Below are 19,993 nucleotides of genomic sequence, written 5' to 3' on the forward strand. Positions count from 1 at the left end.
CCTTCTTAACGCGGCTGTTCACACTCTAATTGAAGTGCGGTATACTAAATATTGAAGTTTGAAAGCGGATAAATGAGATTGTATGCGGCTTAACGATGACGTTAGGTGTAATTATTTCGTGATCAAATTCTTACTAACTATTGAGTTGAGAAAAGGAGATGCCATTGATGAGCTGGAAAGATACTTATCAAACCTGGTTAAATGAAGCATCATTAGAAACGAGTCTAAAAAGTGAATTACAACAAATGGCAACAGATGACACCCAAATAGAGGATGCTTTTTATGGTCCATTATCGTTTGGAACTGCGGGTATGCGTGGATTGCTGGGCCCTGGAATTAACCGGATGAACATTTATACTGTTCGCCAAGCAACAGAAGGGTTAGCCAGTTTTATGGATACGTTGGACGACGATGTTAAAAAGCGAGGCGTTGCCATCAGTTTTGATTCGCGACATCATTCACAGGATTTTGCTCACGAAGCTGCGCGGGTACTAGGCGCCCATGGCATCAATTCGTTTGTGTTTGAAAGCTTGCGACCAACACCAGAACTTTCCTTTACTGTCCGACATTTACATGCCTATGCCGGAATTATGATTACTGCTAGTCACAACCCGAAAGAATACAACGGTTACAAGATTTATGGTGAAGACGGTGGTCAAATGCCACCAAAGGAATCTGATTTAATCACTAGCTATGTGCGCCAGGTAACTGATTTATTTAAGATCAAAGTGGCTGATGAAGAGCAACTGCTTAAAGAACAAACAATGAAAATTATTGGTGATGATGTTGACCAAGATTATTTGGCAAAAGTAAAGACAGTCACCATCAATCCTAAGTTAGCGCAGCAAATGGGTAGAGATATGAAACTTGTGTTCACACCATTGCACGGTACTGGTCAAATGTTGGGCGAAAAGGCACTAAAAAATGCGGGTTTTACTAACTATGAAATTGTTCCGGAACAAGCTCAGCCAGATCCAGAATTTTCAACTGTTAAAAAACCCAACCCTGAAGATCCAGAAGCTTTTAAATTGGCGATTGAACTAGGTAAAAAAATTAATGCTGATGTCTTAGTTGCTGTGGATCCAGATGCTGACCGATTAGGGACAGCTGTTCGCCAACCAAATGGCGAATATCAATTATTGACAGGAAATCAAATTGCTTCTGTTTTACTACACTACATTTTGGAGGCCCACAAACAAGCTGGCGATTTACCTGCCAATGCAGCGGTTGTTAAATCAATCGTTTCAACCGAGTTCGCGACTAAAATTGCGGCTAGTTACGACGTGTCAATGATCAATGTATTAACTGGCTTTAAGTACATTGCTCAACAAATTGAGCACTTTGAGGCTACTGGAGAACATACTTACATGTTTGGCTTTGAAGAAAGCTATGGTTATTTGGTTAAACCATTTGTTCATGACAAAGATGCCATTCAATCGCTTGTGTTACTTGCTGAGGTTGCAGCTTATTATCGTAGTCAGGGCAAAACCCTGTATGACGGTTTACAGGAATTATTCCAAGAATATGGCTATTTCCGCGAGAAGACAATTTCTCAAACTTATGCCGGCATTAATGGTGCAGATGAAATCAAAGCCCTAATGAAGAAATTCCGTGAAGAAGCACCAACTCACTTTGCTGGGCATGCAATTGTGGCTACTGAAGATTTTAGTACGCAAATTAAAACTGATAAGTCAGGACAATCAACTCCAATTGAATTACCTGTTGCCAATGTATTGAAATATATTTTGGATGATGAGACTTGGATTGCGATTCGACCATCAGGGACGGAACCAAAGCTTAAGTTCTACATTGGCACGAATGCTGGTGATTTGAGCACAGCCAATGAAAAATTAACTGAATTTGAAACAGCATTAAATCAATTTATTGCTGAATAATTATTCGACTAAATGTCTTATCCGATTTGGATTGGGCATTTTTTGATTATCACTAATTAATGTCAGTTTACTACTAAGAAATGCAGGAGGTAGGACGTTTGCAACTTGCTAGACGAATGCATGTTCGTGTGGTAAGATTGGTGGACGCATGGACGAAAAGTGTGCTATTTTTTATTTTTTTTAATTGTACTGGGAGTAGTTGGTTGAATGTTGTTGTTTGTTGGCACGATTGGTGGAGTGGCCAGCCGGGGCTAAGATACTAATTACAATCAATCAACCAAAAGCAGTTGCTTAATTGAGATTGGTATCTTAGTCTACGACATCTAAACGCAACGACTCACACTTTTTTACAATAGGAGGTTGAATTATGATTTATCGACAACCAAACAAAAAATTTGATTTAGTTTCAAAGTATCAGCCGACCGGTGATCAGCCTGCTGCAATTAAGCAATTGACCGATGGTATTGAGCAGGGCGATAAGAGCCAGATTTTGCTTGGAGCGACCGGGACTGGTAAAACATTTACGATTTCAAATGTTATTAAAAATGTTAACAAACCAACTTTGATTTTATCGCATAACAAAACGTTAGCCGGGCAATTATATGGTGAATTTAAAGAATTTTTTCCAAATAATGCGGTAGAATATTTTGTTAGTTATTATGATTACTATCAACCAGAAGCTTATGTACCATCTAGCGATACATACATTGAAAAAGATTCCGCAATTAATGATGAAATTGATAAACTACGACATTCAACGACCAGCTCATTGCTGGAACGTAATGATGTGATTGTCGTGGCGTCCGTTTCTAGTATTTTTGGATTAGGGGATCCAAAAGAATATCAAGATCATGTTTTATCACTACGCGTGGGAATGGAAATTGAACGTAACCAATTATTGCGTGATTTAGTTGATATTCAATTTGAACGTAACGATATTGATTTCCAACGAGGGCGTTTTCGTGTCCACGGAGATGTGGTGGAGGTATTCCCTGCGTCGCGTGACGAACGTGCGCTACGAATTGAGTTTTTTGGCGACGAAATTGATCGCATTAGAGAAATTGATTCCTTAACTGGTGAAGTTCTAGGGGACCGCGACCATGTTTCTATTTTCCCGGCCACTCACTTTATGACTAATGAAGACATCATGGCGACCGCGATAAAGGGGATTTCTGCGGAGTTGGAAGACAGGTTGAAAGTGCTAGATGATGCGGGGAAATTACTCGAGGCACAACGACTAAAACAGCGAACCACATATGATATTGAAATGTTGAATGAAATGGGTTATACATCTGGGATTGAAAACTATTCCCGCCACATGGATGGTCGTAAACCAGGGGAACCACCGTACACACTGTTGGACTTTTTTCCTAAGGATTTCTTGTTAGTTGTAGATGAATCACATCAAACGATGCCACAGGTTCGTGGAATGTATAAGGGTGATCGGTCACGGAAACAAATGTTAGTTGACTATGGGTTTCGATTGCCTAGTGCATTGGATAACCGTCCTTTAAAACTAGCAGAGTTTGAAAAACATGTTAATCAAGTTGTTTACATGTCAGCGACACCAGGGCCATACGAATATGACCAAACAGATCATGTTGTTCAACAGATTATTCGACCAACTGGTTTATTAGATCCAACGGTTGAAGTGCGCCCAATTATGGGCCAAATTGATGATCTAGTGGGAGAAATCAATAAACGAGTTGAACGTAATGAACGGGTCTTTATTACGACGTTAACTAAAAAAATGTCGGAAGATTTAAGTGATTATCTCAAAGATTTAGGGCTTAAAGTTAAGTATTTGCATAGTGATATCAAGACGCTGGAACGAACTGAAATTATCCGTGATTTAAGGTTGGGTAAGTTTGATGTTTTGGTTGGCATTAATCTCTTGCGTGAAGGAATTGACGTGCCAGAGGTTTCATTGGTGGCAATTTTAGATGCCGATAAAGAAGGCTTTTTACGCAATGAACGTTCACTAATTCAAACTATTGGCCGAGCAGCTCGTAATGAAAATGGTGCCGTTATTATGTATGCCGACACAGTAACTGATTCGATGAAGGCGGCAATGGATGAAACTAAACGACGGCGGGCTATACAAGCTAAATATAATGAGGACCATCATATTACGCCACACACGATTAAGAAGGATATCCGTGATTTAATCAGTGTTACCAAAGAATCGGATGATAGCGGTCAAAAGGATGACTTTACGCAACAAGACTTTGCCGATATGGCAAAAGATGATCAAAAAGCTATGCTGAAGCAATTGGAAGATCAAATGCGAGCTGCTGCTAAGCGGTTAGACTTCGAGCAGGCCGCCACATTACGTGATACTGTGCTAGAATTAAAAGCACAAATTGGATAGTATGTGACTCTCTAAAATTTTTGTGTTTTTGAAGTAGGAGGAAAGTTTAATTGGCAAACGATAAAATTGTGATTCATGGTGCACGCGCTCATAATCTTAAGAATATTGATGTGACCATTCCTAAGAACAAATTGGTGGTCATCACGGGGTTATCTGGTTCAGGAAAGAGTTCATTGGCGTTTGACACACTGTACGCCGAGGGACAACGGCGCTATGTTGAAAGTTTATCAGCTTATGCCCGTCAATTTTTAGGCCAAATGGATAAACCAGATGTTGATTCAATTGATGGTTTATCGCCAGCAATTTCAATTGACCAAAAAACGACGTCTAAAAATCCACGCTCCACTGTTGGAACGGTCACTGAAATTAACGATTATCTCCGCTTATTATGGGCGCGAGTTGGCACCCCAATTTGTCCAAATGATGGCACTTTAATTTCAAGTCAGTCTCCCGAACAGATGGTTAATCGAGTGCTGGGCTTGAAAGAACGTACTAAATTACAAATATTATCGCCAATCGTTCGTAATAAAAAAGGCGGTCAGAAAAAAACGTTTGAAAAAATTAAACGTGAGGGCTTTGTACGGGTCCAAGTAGATAATGAAACCTACGATATTGATGACGTACCAGAATTGAACAAAAATAAGAATCATTCAGTCAACATTGTAGTTGATCGGATTGTCGTGAAAGAAGGAATTCGTTCACGGCTATTTGACTCGTTTGAAGCCGCACTCCGGCTCAGTGACGGCTATGCTACTGCTGACATTATTGGTGGCGACCCAATCGCCTTTTCAGAACAATATGCCTGCCCAGTTTGTGGTTTTACGGTTGGTGAAATGGAACCGCGGCTATTTTCTTTTAACGCCCCACTGGGAGCATGTCCTGAATGTGAAGGATTGGGAATTAAACTTGAAGTTGATGAAGACCTCGTGATTCCCGATCGTAGTTTGACTTTGCGACAGGGAGTAATTGTACCCTGGAATCCGATTTCATCTCAATATTATCCAGCATTATTGGAACAATTTGCCACCCAAAATGGGATTGACATGGACACCCCATTTGATAAATTATCTAAAAAACAGCAAGAAATCATTTTACACGGTAATGGTACGCATAAATTTCATTTTCACTATGAAAATGATTTTGGTGGCGTTCGAGATGTCGATGTGGAATTCGAAGGTGTTTTGAACAACGTTGAGCGACGATATCGTGAAACTAATTCTGATTTCACGCGTGACCAAATGCGTAAGTACATGACAGAACTAACTTGTCAAACTTGTCATGGCTACCGGTTAAATCGGCAAGCGTTAAGTGTGAAAATAGATCAGCTCCACATTGGTGAAGTGTCTGAAAAGCCGGTTAGTGATGAGCTCCCGTTCTTTCAACAACTTCATTTATCTGAACAAAATGAAACGATCGCCCGACCTATCATTAAGGAAATTATAGACCGACTAACGTTTCTGCAAAATGTTGGATTGAGCTATTTGACGCTTAGTCGCTCGGCACGAACGCTGTCAGGTGGTGAGGCACAACGCATCAGATTGGCGACACAAATTGGTTCCAATTTATCTGGTGTGCTCTACATTTTAGATGAACCATCAATTGGACTGCATCAGCGTGATAATGATCGGCTGATCGCTTCGTTGAAAAAGATGCGCGATCTAGGCAATACACTCATCATTGTGGAACACGATGAAGACACGATGCGAGCAGCCGATTATATTGTTGATATTGGACCTGGTGCCGGTGAATATGGCGGTGAAGTAATGGCCGCTGGCACACCTAAACAAGTTGAGCGATCCGTAAAATCCTTAACCGGACAGTATTTAGCTGGAAAAAAATTTGTACCAGTCCCTGATAAGCGACGTAAAGGTAATGGAAAAAAGATTACGATTACTGGTGCTAGTGAAAATAATTTGAAGGATTTAACTGTTAATTTTCCGCTTGGTAAGTTTATTGGAGTGACCGGTGTTTCTGGTTCTGGGAAATCTACGCTGGTTAATTCAATTTTAAAGCGTGTTTTAGCACAAAAATTGAATCGTAATTCTGAAAAGCCGGGTAAGTATAAAACTATTCGTGGCGTCAAAAACATTGAAAAAATAATTGATATTGACCAAGCTCCAATTGGACGCACACCACGAAGTAATCCAGCCACCTATACGGGAGTGTTTGATGATATTCGCGGCCTGTTTGCTCAAACAAACGAAGCCAAATTAAGAGGTTATCAGAAGGGTCGATTTAGTTTTAATATTAAGGGAGGTCGTTGTGAAGCCTGTCACGGAGATGGGATTCTTAAAATTGAAATGAATTTTTTGCCAGATGTTTATGTGCCTTGTGAAGTTTGTCATGGTAAACGCTACAATTCTGAAACGCTTGAAGTTCAGTATAAAGGCAAGAATATTGCTGACGTATTGGATATGACAGTTGGCGAGGCACTGGAGTTCTTTGCCCCAATTCCTAAAATTGCACGCAAGCTGCAAACTATCGTTGATGTTGGTCTGGGTTACGTTAAGATGGGCCAACCGGCAACCACTTTATCTGGTGGTGAGGCACAACGAATGAAGCTTGCCTCGGAGCTGCATAAGCAATCAACGGGTCGTAGCTTTTATATTTTGGATGAGCCAACCACTGGGTTGCATACAGATGACATCAAACGATTGTTGGAGGTATTACAACGGCTTGTTGATGCCGGCAATACTGTTTTGGTGATCGAGCATAATTTAGATGTAATTAAAACTGCAGACTGGTTGATTGATTTAGGACCAGAAGGTGGCGCTGGTGGTGGCGAAATTGTTGCTACTGGAACGCCTGAACAGATTGCACAGGTCAAAGAAAGCTACACTGGCCAGTATTTGAAGAAAGCGTTGGAGCGGGATGCTGAACGTGTTTAGCACTACTACTTCTGAGGCAGCTGTCTAGGACTAAGCCACCAATGACAATCAATAAATCAAAAGGCGATTTATTAGTCGCCATCGTTAACTTAGAGTACGACAGCTAAGCGCCTTGACTCACACTTTTTTTGTAGACGTGTTCGTCAAGGCAGCTGTCTAGGGCTAAGCCACCAATGACAATCAATAAATCAAAAGGCGATTTATTAATCGTCATCGTTAACTTAGCGTACGACAGCTAGGCGTCTTGACTCACACTTTCAAAATTGTATAGTAAAGGTAATCAATAAAAGGAGTGATTTTTTTGGCAAAGATTGAAAGTTTTCAGTTAGACCATACAAAGGTGCTAGCACCATATGTTCGCTTAATTACGGTTGAAGAAGGACCCAATGGTGATAAGATTTCAAACTTTGACTTACGTTTAGTTCAACCAAACGTAAATGCAATTCCAACTGCTGGACTGCACACAATTGAGCATATGCTGGCAGGATTGTTACGAGACAGAATGGACGGCGTCATTGATTGTTCACCATTCGGTTGTCGGACAGGATTCCATCTTATTATGTGGGGCGAACATGATACCACAGAAGTGGCCAAGACATTGAAATCATCACTTGAATTCATTAGTACAGCTAAGTGGTCTGATGTTCCAGGAACGACGATTGATAGTTGTGGTAACTATCGTGATCATTCATTATTTTCAGCGCAAGAATGGGCTAAGAAGATTCTATCAGAAAAAATTTCATCTGATCCATTTAAACGAGTAGAAGTTTAATTTATTAACAAATACCTCCGAGTTAATCGCGAGGTATTTTTTTATTCATTTATACGTGAATAGTGGTGATTAAATGAATAAAAATCATTTATTCGCCATTTTTATGTATAAATACTTGAAAATGATGGATTATAATGCTAATGTAAGTAGCATATTGAAAAATAAATGTGGGGGAATTTAAAAAATGGCAAATAAAAAAGTTGTATTAGCATATTCGGGTGGACTCGACACGTCAGTTGCAATTCCGTGGTTAAAAGATAAAGGTTATGATGTTATCGCAGTTTGTATTGATGTTGGTGAGCAGGGCAAAGATCTCAATTTTATCCATGACAAGGCGTTAAAAGTCGGTGCCGTTAAAGCATATGTAATTGATGCAAAAGAAGAATTTGCCAATGACTATGCGTTAATTGCATTACAGGGGCATACTTTTTATGAAGGAACATACCCGTTATTGTCTGCGCTATCACGTCCGCTAATTTCAAAGAAGCTGGTTGAAGTTGCCAAAAAAGAAAATGCCGATGCAATTGCGCATGGCTGTACTGGTAAAGGCAATGACCAAGTTCGGTTTGAAGTTGCTATTCACGCATTGGCACCACAAATTAAAATTGAAGCACCAATTCGGGACTTTCATATGTCTCGTGAAGAAGAAATTGATTATGCCAAAGAACATAATGTTCCAATTCCAATTGATTTAGACAGTCCATATTCGATTGACCAAAATCTTTGGGGGCGGGCTAATGAAGCTGGCGTTTTGGAAGATCCTTGGGTGGCAGCACCGGAAGATGCGTTTGATCTCACTAATCCAATTGAGAAAACACCCGATGAGCCTGAAGAAATTACAATTGATTTTGTTCAGGGAGTTCCTGTTGCTTTAAATGGCACCCAGTATTCACTTGCTGAATTGATTAATAAAGTGGAAACAATTGCGGGTAAACATGGCATTGGACGGATTGATCACATTGAAAATCGATTAGTTGGTATCAAATCGCGTGAAGTCTATGAAGCTCCTGCCGCGGCTGTGCTAATGAAGGCGCACAAAGATTTGGAAGATTTAACTTTTGAACGTGAGTTGGCTCATTTTAAACCATTGATTGAGCAAAAATTAGCAGATACTATTTATAATGCACTTTGGTTCTCACCATTGATGAGCGCTATGATTTCCTTTTTGAAGGACACTCAAAAAGTGGTTAATGGTACAATTAGATTGAAGCTGTTTAAGGGCAACGTCATCACTCAAGGAAGAAAGTCAGAAAATTCGCTTTATAATAAGAATCTAGCGACGTATACTTCTGCGGATGAGTTTGATCAACAAGCTGCAGTTGGATTCATTAAGTTATGGGGCTTACCAACACAGGTTTATGCACAGGTTCAAGATAAAGTTAAAAAAGCAAAGGATGGCATTCAATAAATGAGTACGGAAAAGCTATGGGGTGGTCGTTTCACACAAACTGGGGCCCACTGGGTTGATGAATTTGGTGCATCCATTTCGTTTGATCAAGAATTGGCCCACGAAGATTTGCAGGGTTCACTAGCCCATGTCAAAATGTTGAAGAAAACAGCTATTTTACCAGCAGCAGATGCTGATCAAATAATTGCTGGACTGGAAAAGTTAGTGGAGCAGCTAGACCAAGGTAAACTGAAATTTACGGTTGAAAATGAAGATATTCATCTTAACTTGGAAAAAATATTGACGGATGAAATTGGCCCGGTTGCCGGTAAATTACACACTGCAAGAAGTCGAAATGACCAAGTTGCGACCGATTTTCACTTATACGTTAAAAATAGAATTCCTGAAGTAATAGCTGAATTAAAGCACCTGCAGTCCGTGATTGTCACAATGGCACAGGAAAATATTGAAACGATAATGCCAGGTTATACCCATATGCAACACGCTCAGCCGATCTCGTATGCACACTATTTATTAGCTTACTTTGACATGTTCCAACGGGATGTCGAGCGATTTGAATTTAACATGAAACATACTAATATTTCGCCATTAGGTGCTGCTGCATTAGCTGGCACGACATTTCCGATTGATCGAGAATTTTCTGCTAAGGAACTAGGATTTGACGATGTGTATCATAATAGTTTGGATGCAGTATCAGACCGTGATTTTGCTTTGGAATTTTTGAGTAATGCATCCATTTTGATGATGCACCTATCGCGGTTTTGCGAAGAAGTTATTTTGTGGTGCACGTATGAATTTAATTATTTAGAACTATCAGATCAATTTTCAACGGGTAGTTCTATTATGCCACAGAAGAAAAATCCAGATATGGCCGAATTGATCCGTGGTAAGAGTGGGCGTGTGGTCGGCAATTTGATGGGTTTGTTGACGGTCATGAAGTCGTTGCCGCTTGCTTACAATAAAGATATGCAAGAGGATAAAGAGGGTGTATTTGATACTGTCAAGACAATTTTGCCAAGTATCAAAATTTTTGCCGAAATGCTGCGCACCGCTCATGTCCATAAGGAAAAAATGGCGGATGCAACGACCAATGATTTTTCAAATGCGACGGAATTAGCAGATTACTTGGCTAGCAAAGAGATTCCATTCCGCCAGGCACATGAAATTGTGGGTAAATTGGTACTGCAAGGGTTGCAGACAGGAACAACTCTACAAAATATTCCGCTGGATGAATACAAAAAGATTTCTCCATTAATTGATGAAGATATTTATCATGATTTGGATAGTAAAGTAGCAGTTGAACGTCGTCAGTCGCTTGGCGGCACAGGTTTTTCACAAATCAAAGAAAATATTACGCGCGCCAAAAAATTAATCAAGTAGCAGATTTATTACTCGAGAATGTTGTTACGTAGTCTAACTTAGACTATGTAACAACATTCTTTTTGGTTAATAAAAGTGGCTTTCATTTCAATGACACGCCCGGTATGTTACAATGGTGAGGATTATTTTTTATCGGACGAAATAGGAGGTTAAGCCTTGAAAAAGCAATTACAGGTAGTGATTATTACAGGTATGAGTGGTGCTGGTAAAACGGTCGCAATTCAAAGCTTTGAAGATTTAGGGTATTTTGTCGTTGACAATATGCTGCCCAATTTACTCTCTCGGTTTTTGGATATCATTGAAGAATCGGAAGGAACTGACAAAGTTGCACTCGTGGTTGATTTAAGATCACGCGGTTTTTATGATTTAGTAATGCCTGCGATTAAGGAATTACGAGAGCGCCAAGATGTTAACACGCAATTGCTATTTTTAGATGCCACCGACGAGGAACTGGTATCGCGTTACAAGGAAACAAGACGAGCGCATCCGCTGTCCCCCCAAGGACGGGTAATGGCCGGGATCGATCGTGAGCGGCATTTATTGGGCGAAATTAAAAGCATTGCTAACCTAACCGTTGATACCTCAGACCTGTCACCACGTCAATTACGACACCGGTTAGCAGATTACTTTAATAATGATCAGCAAACAACATTTTATGTAGAAGTGATGTCATTCGGTTTTAAATATGGTCTACCATTGGATGCTGATGTTGTGATGGATGTGCGTTTTTTACCAAATCCATATTACATTCCCGACTTGAAGCCACTCACGGGTAATGATCCACAAGTGAGTGACTATGTGATGAAACAGCCACTAACCACACAGTTTTATCAACATTTTTATTCATTATTAACTACGATTTTACCTGGTTATGTGAAAGAAGGTAAGACAAGTTTGACGATTGCGATTGGTTGTACTGGTGGACAACATCGTTCAGTAGCAATCGCCAACCGACTCGCTGCAGATATTGGTAAAAATTACGTTGTTAATATTAGTCATCGCGATATTGAAAAGCGAAAGGAGACGACGAATCGATCATGAGCGTACAGCAAAAAAGTAGTCGTCCGAAAATTGTCGTGATTGGTGGTGGTACCGGCCTTCCTGTTATTTTAAAAGGATTACGCCACAAGGATGTCGATATTACGGCAATTGTGACCGTGGCTGATGATGGTGGGTCATCCGGAATTCTCCGCAATTACATTAACGTTGTGCCTCCTGGAGATATCCGTAATGTTCTAGTGGCCCTGTCCGATTTGCCTGACTTGGCGCTTGATATTTTTCAGTATCGATTTGACAGTTCTGATCAATTTTTTGCAGGACATGCGATTGGTAATTTAATTATTGCAGCATTATCCGAAATGGAATCAGGAGTGTTTGAGGCAGTACAGGAGCTGTCCTCAATGATGAAGGTGCATGGGCATGTATATCCGGCAGCTAATGAGCCGTTAGTCTTGAATGCTGAGTTCGCTGATGGTACCAAATTAAAGGGTGAATCTGAAATCACAGCTGCCCATAAAGCGATTAAGCGCGTTTGGGTCACTCCAACTAATTATCAGGACGGTCATGCCACTAAAGCAGTGCCCGAGGTTGTTAATGCAATTATGGCAGCTGATCAAATTGTGCTCGGCCCAGGCAGTTTATTTACGAGTATTTTACCAAATTTAATGATCCAAAATGTGGGGCGTGCAGTTTGTGATACTAATGCTGAAGTTATTTATATATGTAATATTATGACTCAAAAAGGGGAAACAGATCAATTTAGCGACGCAGACCATGTCCGAATTTTAAATGAACACTTGGACAGCCATTTTGTGGATACCATATTGGTAAACTCTCAGCCGGTACCCGAGGATTATATGGATTTTCAGCGCTGGAATGAACTTTCACGCCCAGTCACACATGATTTTATGGGGTTACGCAAGCAAGGAACGCGGGTGATTTCAACTAATTTTTTGCAACTCAGAGACAACGGTGCGTTTCACGATAGTACAAAAGTTGTGGCAGAACTGATGAATCGATTACACCAACCACGAGATTAAAAAGGGGTGATATCAATGTCATATGCTAGTGAAGTCAAAAAAGAATTGACGGGGCTGCAAGTGCATTTAGACAATGCTAAAGCTGAATTGATGGCGTTAATCAGAATGAATGGTACATTGAATATTGCCAACCATCAATTGGTATTGAATATTCAAACGGAAAATCCCGCAATTGCGCGGCGGATCTATCAATTACTAAAAGATTTTTATCAAGCTGAGAGTGAATTGGTTGTTCGCCGCAAGATGAAACTAAAAAAGAATAATTTGTATATTGTGCGTTTGCGTGGCGAAGCCGAAGCCATTTTATCTGATTTAGGTATTTTGCAAGATTTGCAAATTAAAGAGAAGGTGCCGGTTGACCTACTGAGTAACGATGCAATGATTCGATCTTATTTACGGGGTGCGTTTTTAGCGGGTGGTTCAGTTAATAATCCAGAAACTTCCCGATATCATCTGGAGATTTATTCACTGTACGAAGAACATAATGCAATGATAGCTGAAATGATGAATAAATATAATTTAAACGCGCGAGTGACTAACCGTCGCAGCGGATTTATTGTATATCTGAAAGAGGCGGAAAAAATTGCCGACTTTTTATCATTAATCGGAGCAACAAACGCGATGCTTAAGTTCGAAGATATTCGGATTGTGCGAGATATGCGTAATTCGGTTAATCGGTTGGTTAACTGTGAAAATGCAAATATGGACAAGATGGCTAATGCATCGACCAAGCAGATTGAAAACATTAAATTTGTGGATGAGAATATTGGCTTGAGTAATTTACCAACCAAGTTACGTGAAATTGCAGAAACTCGGTTAGCAAATCAAGAAATTAGCCTTAAGGAGTTAGGCGAACTAGTTCCCGGGGGGCCAATTTCTAAATCGGGTGTTAATCATCGACTACGTAAAATTAATGCGTATGCGGAGCAATTACGTGAATCGGCAATTTAGTGCAAAAAACCGCCAAGATCATCTGATCTTGGTCGGTTTTTGCATTATTTAATTAGTTAATTTACTTCTTTAAATCTTTGCTGTTTGTCATGATGCCATCGAGCAAACCATAATCAACGGCTTCTTGAGCTGAAAGATAATGGTCACGTTCTGTATCAGTTTTGATTCGCTCAATTGGTTGACCAGAGTTGTCAGCTAAAATTCCGTTGATCATCTTACGCGTCTTCAAAATTTCAGTAGCAGCGATTTGAATTTCAGTCTGTTGACCTTGTGCACCACCAGATGGTTGGTGAATCAGGACTTGAGAATGAGGTAAACCAAATCGCTTTCCCTTAGTTCCAGATGAAACTAAGACGCTGGCCATTGAAGCGGCCATTCCGGTTACAATTGTTTGGACATCTGACTTGATGAAATTCATCGTATCATAGATGGACATTCCAGATGTAACCACACCACCAGGAGAGTTGATGTAAAGATAAATATCCTTAGTGGAATCCTGAGCATCCAAAAATAGCAATTGAGCGACGATTGAATTTGCCATATCGTCTTCAATGGGGCCAGAAAGCATAATAATCCGGTCTTTTAATAGTCGTGAGTAAATATCATAGGCACGTTCGCCACGTGATGATTGTTCAATGACTGTTGGAACTAAATTCATAGTTAGTTGCCTCCTTATTAATTAGCACTCAACGTTAGTGTTTGCTAAACGTGTAAATGTAGTTTACCGCGTTGGTCAATAAAGGTCAAATATTTTAACCAATTAATTTAACCATTCACATTATACGGTTTTTCAAACTTATGTGCATCTATTATGGACAAACAAAAAGGATTGTAACGATAGGTTCGTTTCAATCCTTTTTAAGTGGGAAGCAAAATAGTTATTTGTCGAGCGATTCACTGAGCCATGCCAACTCTTTTTTGGCACATTCTTCATCTAATTGAGAACAGTCATCAGCACTGGCAACATGTTTCAGTTCATTTAATTGCTCGAAAAGTTTGGCTGAACTAGCTTTATTGTTAAGCATAGTTACACCTCCTATAGTATGTATTAATTTATTATTGTAAGTTTGAACCATCAAGTACTAGATGATGCAATCATCATACGATTAATTGGTCTATTTGTCAAACTCCTTTAAAAATAGTTAATAAATGATGGATTTATTAATTGGTATAGTCTAATTATTTTATGCTAAAATTTCAATTAAATTAAACGGTTGCTTTCTTGGGGTGTAAAAGATATAATTGGAACGTTGGTTATTTAACGAAGAAATCAAATATGAGGAGGCATTTCTTATGCGTAAGGCACATCCACATGGCGTTCAAGGCCGTCGTCCAGTTGCACCAAAGTACAAGCGAGCTTTAAAAGAAAAGAAAATTGAAGATTTGCGCAAGTGGGCTAAAGAAAAACCGGCCAAATAATTACCTGAAATCCATCATTAATTTGGTGGATTTTTTATTTGCTGCCATTTAATTAAGCTTTATTAATTATTAAAAAAAGGTTAGAATATTAGATAAGTTCAAATTTTTTAGTAAATAATAGGGGATGGAATAATGGCACGAAAAATGGCAGTAATTGGAATGGGAAATGTTGGCTCAACTGTTGCACATTATATTGTTGCAAATGGTTTTGCTGATGACCTGGTATTAATTGACACACGGGAAGCAAAAGTGATTGCAGATGCAACTGATTTTCAAGATGCAATGCCAAACTTACCATATCACACAAATATTTTTGTGAATGATTACTCTTTATTAAAAGATGCCGATGTCATTATTTCGGCACTTGGCAACATTAAATTGCAAGATAATCCGACCGATGATCGGTTTGCAGAATTACCATTTACACGGGTTGAAGTACGGAAAGTCGCCAAACAAATTAAGGAATCCGGCTTTACTGGTAAGATTGTTGCGATCACTAATCCGGTGGATGTGATTACTTCAATTTATCAAGAAGTTACTGGACTGCCTAAGAATCATGTGCTCGGGACGGGAACGTTACTTGATTCTGCGCGAATGAAACGAGCTGTGGCACAACGATTGAACATCGATCCCCGTTCAGTAGTTGGCTATAACTTGGGCGAACATGGTAATTCACAATTCACTGCATGGTCTACGGTGCGTGTGTTAGGCAAACCAATTACTGAAATTGCGAAAGAAAAGAATCTCGATTTAGATGCCCTCGACAATGAAGCAAAAGTTGGTGGTCACCGCGTCTTTCATGGTAAAAAGTATACTAACTATGGTGTTGCCACAGCTGCGGTTTTGCTGGCCAACACAATTGTGAATAATGCATTGACGGAATTGCCAGTGTCAAATTATCGTGAGGAATATGGTACGTATCTATCATACCCAGCAATAGTTGGTCGTGACGGGATAGTAGAACAGTTGGAACTAGAATTAACTGAAGAGGAATTAAAAAAACTTCAAATTTCAGCAGATTATATTAAGACAAAATATACTGAGAGTCGTGAAGATTAAAATATGGCTACATTAGTATCAAAAAAGCACCAGCTATTTTATTAATGCTGGTGCTTTTTTATAAGAGTTAGTTTACAATGCGCCCCCCCGGGAGTCGAACCCGGATCTCAAGAACCGGAATCTCACGTGCGATCCATTACACTAAGGGCGCAATACAATATTCTATGATAGCGGATTTTGGTATGAATTACAAGAAAAAGAAGAAAAGAGAACCTAATGTTATCTAATTAATTGGTTCCAATTAGGTTAACTGTTAAAAATATGTAAAAAATAAAAATTAATCCAGCGGTATTGATAACGGTTTCACAAAAATAAGATAACTTTTTCCTAATAAATTTGGGCAATTCATTAGACTATTGCACCATTTTTGGTTATCATATATAGCGTAATGAAGTGTACCTGTTTTCTGCATGTTGACCCAAAAAATGTCACTTTTGTTTTTGAACTTTTGGGGTGGAATCTGTCATATTTTTCGTTGGCGTGATATACTTAACAAGTACGTTTTAAAAACTAAACTTATTTTCCTAAAGGAGGAAATTGCAGTATGACTGTAAAAATTGGTATTAATGGTTTCGGCCGTATCGGTCGTTTAGCTTTCCGTCGAATTCACGAACTTGGCGCTAAGTCGAATGATATTCAGGTGGTCGCAATCAACGACTTGACAACACCTTCGATGTTGGCTTACTTATTAAAGTATGATTCAACTCATGGTCCATTCCCTGGTGAAGTTAGTGCCACTGATAATGGAATCGTTGTTGATGGTAAGGAATACCCAGTTTACGCAGAACGTGAAGCACAAAATATTCCTTGGGTTAAGAATGACGGCGTTGACTTTGTCCTTGAATGTACAGGTTTCTATACTTCAAAAGAAAAGTCACAAGCACATCTTGATGCTGGTGCAAAACGTGTCTTGATCTCAGCTCCAGCTGGTGATATTAAGACGGTTGTTCCTGGTGTTAACTTGGACATCCTTGACGGTGGTGACACGATCGTTTCTGCAGGTTCATGTACAACAAACTGCTTGGCACCAATGGCTTACTTCTTAAATGAAGACTTTGGTATCAAGGCCGGTACAATGACTACAATTCACGCTTTCACATCAACACAAATGATCCTTGATGGACCTCGTGGTAGCAAGATGCGTAATAACCGTACTGCTAGTGTTAACACAATTCCTCATTCAACTGGTGCTGCTAAGGCTATTGGCTTAGTTATCCCTGAATTGAAGGGTAAGTTACAAGGACACGCACAACGGGTTGCTGTTGTTGATGGTTCATTAACTGAACTAGTTAGTGTTCTTGACAAGAAAGTTACTGCAGATGAAATCAATGCTTCAATGAAGAAGCATGCTGAAGGCAATGACGCTTATGGTTACACTGAAGATGAAATCGTATCAAGCGATATCATTGGTAACACACATGGCTCAGTATTTGATCCTTCACAAACAGAAATCACAACTGCTGGCGATACTCAATTAGTTAAGACGGTTGCTTGGTATGATAACGAATATGGTTTCACAAGCAACATGATCCGGACACTATTGAAGTTTGCTACACTTTAATTCTGTAATTTTATAACAAGCTTCATTTTAAGGTGGGGGGAGGATAACTCCTCTCACTTTTTGTTTGAATCAATAGGAGGAAAATCAAATGGCTAAATTAACTGTTGAAGATTTACAGCTTGAAGGCAAAAAAGTTTTAATGCGGGTTGACTTTAATGTTCCCATTAAAGACGGTGTGATTGGTAACGACAACCGTATCGTTGCGGCATTACCAACCATCAAATACGTAATTGAACATGGTGGCCGTGCCATCTTGTTATCACATTTAGGCCGTGTTAAAAAGGAAGAAGACAAGCCAGGACTTTCTATGCGTCCCGTCGCAGAACGTCTATCTAACTTATTAAACAAGCCTGTTACCTTTGTACCAACAACAGAAGGCAAACAACTTGAAGATGCGATCGCTAAGCTACAAAACGGCCAAGTGCTGGTCATGGAAAATACTCGTTATGAAGATGTTGAGGATGGCGAATATGTTAAACGTGAATCAGGTAATGACCCTGAACTAGGAAAATACTGGGCCTCACTTGGTGATGTATTTGTTAACGATGCATTTGGTACAGCCCATCGTGCCCATGCTTCTAACGTCGGAATTTCTGCTAATATGGAGCAAGCAGCGGCTGGCTTCCTGATGGAAAAAGAAATTAAGTTCATTGGTGGCGCCGTTGATAATCCTGCGCATCCATTTGTTGCTATTTTGGGTGGAGCTAAGGTTTCCGATAAAATTGGTGTGATTGATAACTTATTAGGTAAAGCCGACAAGGTTATCATTGGTGGCGGAATGACTTATACATTTTATGCTGCCAAAGGAATCAAAATTGGTAACTCATTAGTCGAAGAAGACAAAATTGATTTGGCTAAAGAAATTATTGAAAAAGCTGGCGATAAGTTAGTGTTGCCAGTTGATTCAGTGGTTGCCGAAAAGTTTAGTAACGATGTTGAAAGCAAAGTCGTTGAAAATGATATTCCTGATGGCTACATGGCGCTTGATATTGGACCTAAGTCAGTTGAATTGTTCAAAAATGTCTTACAAGATGCCAAAACTGTTGTTTGGAATGGACCAATGGGTGTCTTTGAAATGAGCAATTACGCTGAAGGAACACTTGAAATTGGCAAGTTCTTAGGAACGTTGTCTGATGCAACTACAATTGTTGGTGGTGGTGACTCAACTGCTGCTGTGCAACAATTAGGTGTGGCTGATAGTTTGACTCACATCTCAACTGGTGGTGGTGCTTCCCTTGAATATCTTGAAGGAAAGACTTTACCAGGGATTGCAGCAATTTCTGAAAAGTAAAAAAATGAATTGCAAGACTGATTCGATTTTTCGAGTTGGTCTTGTTTTTTTATCCCTTAAGTTTGATCGAAGTTAAAGAAGATCGTTGGCGTTTTATCCTTATTTTCGTTAGAATGTGGAGGTGAAATGCTTTTATCGAGGAGGTTCAATAATGAGAGTTCCATTTATTGCAGGTAATTGGAAAATGAATAAAACAGCGCGCGAATCGATTGACTTTGTGCAAGAGGTGGCTGACAAACTGCCAGCTCCTGCTGAAGTTGAAACTGCAGTTGCTGCACCAGCATTGGTACTACAATCGATGGTAGCTGCAGCAGCAGGAACACCATTGCGAATTGTTGGTGAAAACTGTTTTTACGAAAATGAAGGTGCATATACTGGTGAGATTAGTCCAGCAGTGCTGAAAGAAATTGGGGTTAATTACGTTATTTTGGGTCATTCAGAGCGGCGCCTCTACTTCCATGAATCAGATGAAGTAATTAACAAAAAAGTGCTAGCTGCGATTGATAACAATTTGTTGCCAATTGTTTGTTGTGATGAAACGATGGGACGGCAAGCGGCTGGTGATAAAATTCATTGGGTTGTCAGTCAAATTATGGCTGATTTACGTGGCCTAACTGAAGAGCAAATGAAAACAGTGACCGTAGCATATGAGCCAAGCTGGGCCATTGGCACCGGTCAAAGTGCCAGTTCTGCTCAAGCTGAAGAAGGCTGTTATCTGATTCGCCAAACGATTGCCGATATTTATAACGATGAGTTAGCCAATCATATTCGGGTATTGTATGGTGGCAGTGTTAAACCAGGAAACATTGCCGAAATTATGGCTAAACCAAATATTGATGGTGTGTTAGTTGGTAATGCTAGTTTAGAGGCAGATTCATTTTTGAAGCTAGCAAATTATCAAAATGTGTAAGAAAATCTAGTTGTAAATGACTTGTATTTGAATGCACAAAATAATACAA

At 39.6% G+C, this 19,993-nt stretch carries 16 protein-coding genes and 1 tRNA gene; 14 read left to right on the plus strand and 3 right to left on the minus strand.

Going from position 1 to position 19,993, the window contains the following annotated elements:
* Positions 1-167 precede the first annotated feature (167 nt).
* From WDC_RS02145 to whiA, 9 genes are all read left to right on the plus strand, one after another.
* A complete protein-coding gene (locus WDC_RS02145) occupies positions 168-1,895 on the plus strand; it encodes a phospho-sugar mutase (protein WP_044010175.1) in 1,728 nt (575 codons plus the stop codon).
* Between the two features lie 367 nt (positions 1,896-2,262).
* Positions 2,263-4,266 (plus strand): excinuclease ABC subunit UvrB, encoded by a 2,004-nt coding sequence (uvrB, locus tag WDC_RS02150; RefSeq protein WP_044010176.1) that lies wholly within the window; start codon positions 2,263-2,265, stop codon positions 4,264-4,266.
* Between the two features lie 50 nt (positions 4,267-4,316).
* A complete protein-coding gene (uvrA, locus tag WDC_RS02155; RefSeq protein WP_044010177.1) occupies positions 4,317-7,154 on the plus strand; it encodes an excinuclease ABC subunit UvrA in 2,838 nt (945 codons plus the stop codon).
* Between the two features lie 301 nt (positions 7,155-7,455).
* Complete coding sequence (locus tag WDC_RS02160; protein ID WP_044010178.1) at positions 7,456-7,926, plus strand: S-ribosylhomocysteine lyase; 471 nt, start codon at positions 7,456-7,458, stop codon at positions 7,924-7,926.
* Between the two features lie 184 nt (positions 7,927-8,110).
* Entirely contained in the window at positions 8,111-9,334 is a 1,224-nt protein-coding gene (locus WDC_RS02165) for an argininosuccinate synthase (protein WP_044010179.1), read from the plus strand.
* Positions 9,335-10,714 carry an argininosuccinate lyase gene (gene argH, locus WDC_RS02170; RefSeq protein WP_044010180.1) on the plus strand — a complete coding sequence of 460 codons (1,380 nt, stop codon included), beginning with the start codon at positions 9,335-9,337 and terminating at the stop codon, positions 10,712-10,714.
* Between the two features lie 156 nt (positions 10,715-10,870).
* Positions 10,871-11,755 (plus strand): RNase adapter RapZ, encoded by an 885-nt coding sequence (rapZ, locus tag WDC_RS02175; RefSeq protein ID WP_044010181.1) that lies wholly within the window; start codon positions 10,871-10,873, stop codon positions 11,753-11,755.
* A complete protein-coding gene (locus WDC_RS02180; RefSeq protein WP_044010182.1) occupies positions 11,752-12,753 on the plus strand; it encodes a gluconeogenesis factor YvcK family protein in 1,002 nt (333 codons plus the stop codon). The genes rapZ and WDC_RS02180 overlap by 4 nt, the downstream gene beginning before the upstream one ends.
* 15 nt (positions 12,754-12,768) lie before the next feature.
* Positions 12,769-13,704 (plus strand): DNA-binding protein WhiA, encoded by a 936-nt coding sequence (gene whiA, locus WDC_RS02185; protein WP_044010183.1) that lies wholly within the window; start codon positions 12,769-12,771, stop codon positions 13,702-13,704.
* Between the two features lie 61 nt (positions 13,705-13,765).
* Here whiA and WDC_RS02190 read toward each other — a convergent pair whose 3' ends face one another.
* The gene (locus WDC_RS02190) at positions 13,766-14,362 is read right to left on the minus strand and encodes an ATP-dependent Clp protease proteolytic subunit (protein ID WP_044010184.1); all 597 of its coding nucleotides are present in this window, start codon (positions 14,360-14,362) and stop codon (positions 13,766-13,768) included.
* Positions 14,363-14,582: 220 nt separating this feature from the next.
* Positions 14,583-14,729: a hypothetical protein gene (locus WDC_RS09625; RefSeq protein WP_156126983.1), complete on the minus strand. Its 147-nt coding sequence runs from the start codon at positions 14,727-14,729 to the stop codon at positions 14,583-14,585.
* Positions 14,730-14,997: 268 nt separating this feature from the next.
* Here WDC_RS09625 and WDC_RS09975 point away from each other — a divergent pair, with 268 nt between their 5' ends.
* On the plus strand, positions 14,998-15,123 hold the full coding sequence (locus WDC_RS09975; RefSeq protein ID WP_263386062.1) for a hypothetical protein: 126 nt from the start codon (positions 14,998-15,000) through the stop codon (positions 15,121-15,123).
* Between the two features lie 132 nt (positions 15,124-15,255).
* Positions 15,256-16,182 (plus strand): L-lactate dehydrogenase, encoded by a 927-nt coding sequence (locus WDC_RS02195; RefSeq protein WP_044010185.1) that lies wholly within the window; start codon positions 15,256-15,258, stop codon positions 16,180-16,182.
* Positions 16,183-16,260: 78 nt separating this feature from the next.
* On the opposite strand, the gene WDC_RS09630 is transcribed toward WDC_RS02195, so the two are convergent.
* Positions 16,261-16,333: transfer RNA gene (locus WDC_RS09630), tRNA-Arg, on the minus strand.
* Positions 16,334-16,726: 393 nt separating this feature from the next.
* Between WDC_RS09630 and gap the strand changes: the two genes are divergently transcribed.
* The 3 genes from gap (at position 16,727) to tpiA (ending at position 19,944) form a co-directional block, all read left to right on the plus strand.
* Positions 16,727-17,743, plus strand: coding sequence for a type I glyceraldehyde-3-phosphate dehydrogenase (gene gap / locus WDC_RS02200; protein ID WP_044010186.1), 1,017 nt, complete (start codon positions 16,727-16,729; stop codon positions 17,741-17,743).
* Between the two features lie 88 nt (positions 17,744-17,831).
* Positions 17,832-19,034, plus strand: a complete 1,203-nt coding sequence (locus tag WDC_RS02205) for a phosphoglycerate kinase (RefSeq protein ID WP_044010187.1) — start codon at positions 17,832-17,834, stop codon at positions 19,032-19,034.
* Between the two features lie 151 nt (positions 19,035-19,185).
* Positions 19,186-19,944, plus strand: a complete 759-nt coding sequence (gene tpiA, locus WDC_RS02210; RefSeq protein ID WP_044010188.1) for a triose-phosphate isomerase — start codon at positions 19,186-19,188, stop codon at positions 19,942-19,944.
* Positions 19,945-19,993: the final 49 nt, after the last annotated feature.

Origin of the sequence: Paucilactobacillus wasatchensis, from assembly GCF_000876205.1 — a bacterium.
Classification (GTDB): domain Bacteria; phylum Bacillota; class Bacilli; order Lactobacillales; family Lactobacillaceae; genus Paucilactobacillus; species Paucilactobacillus wasatchensis.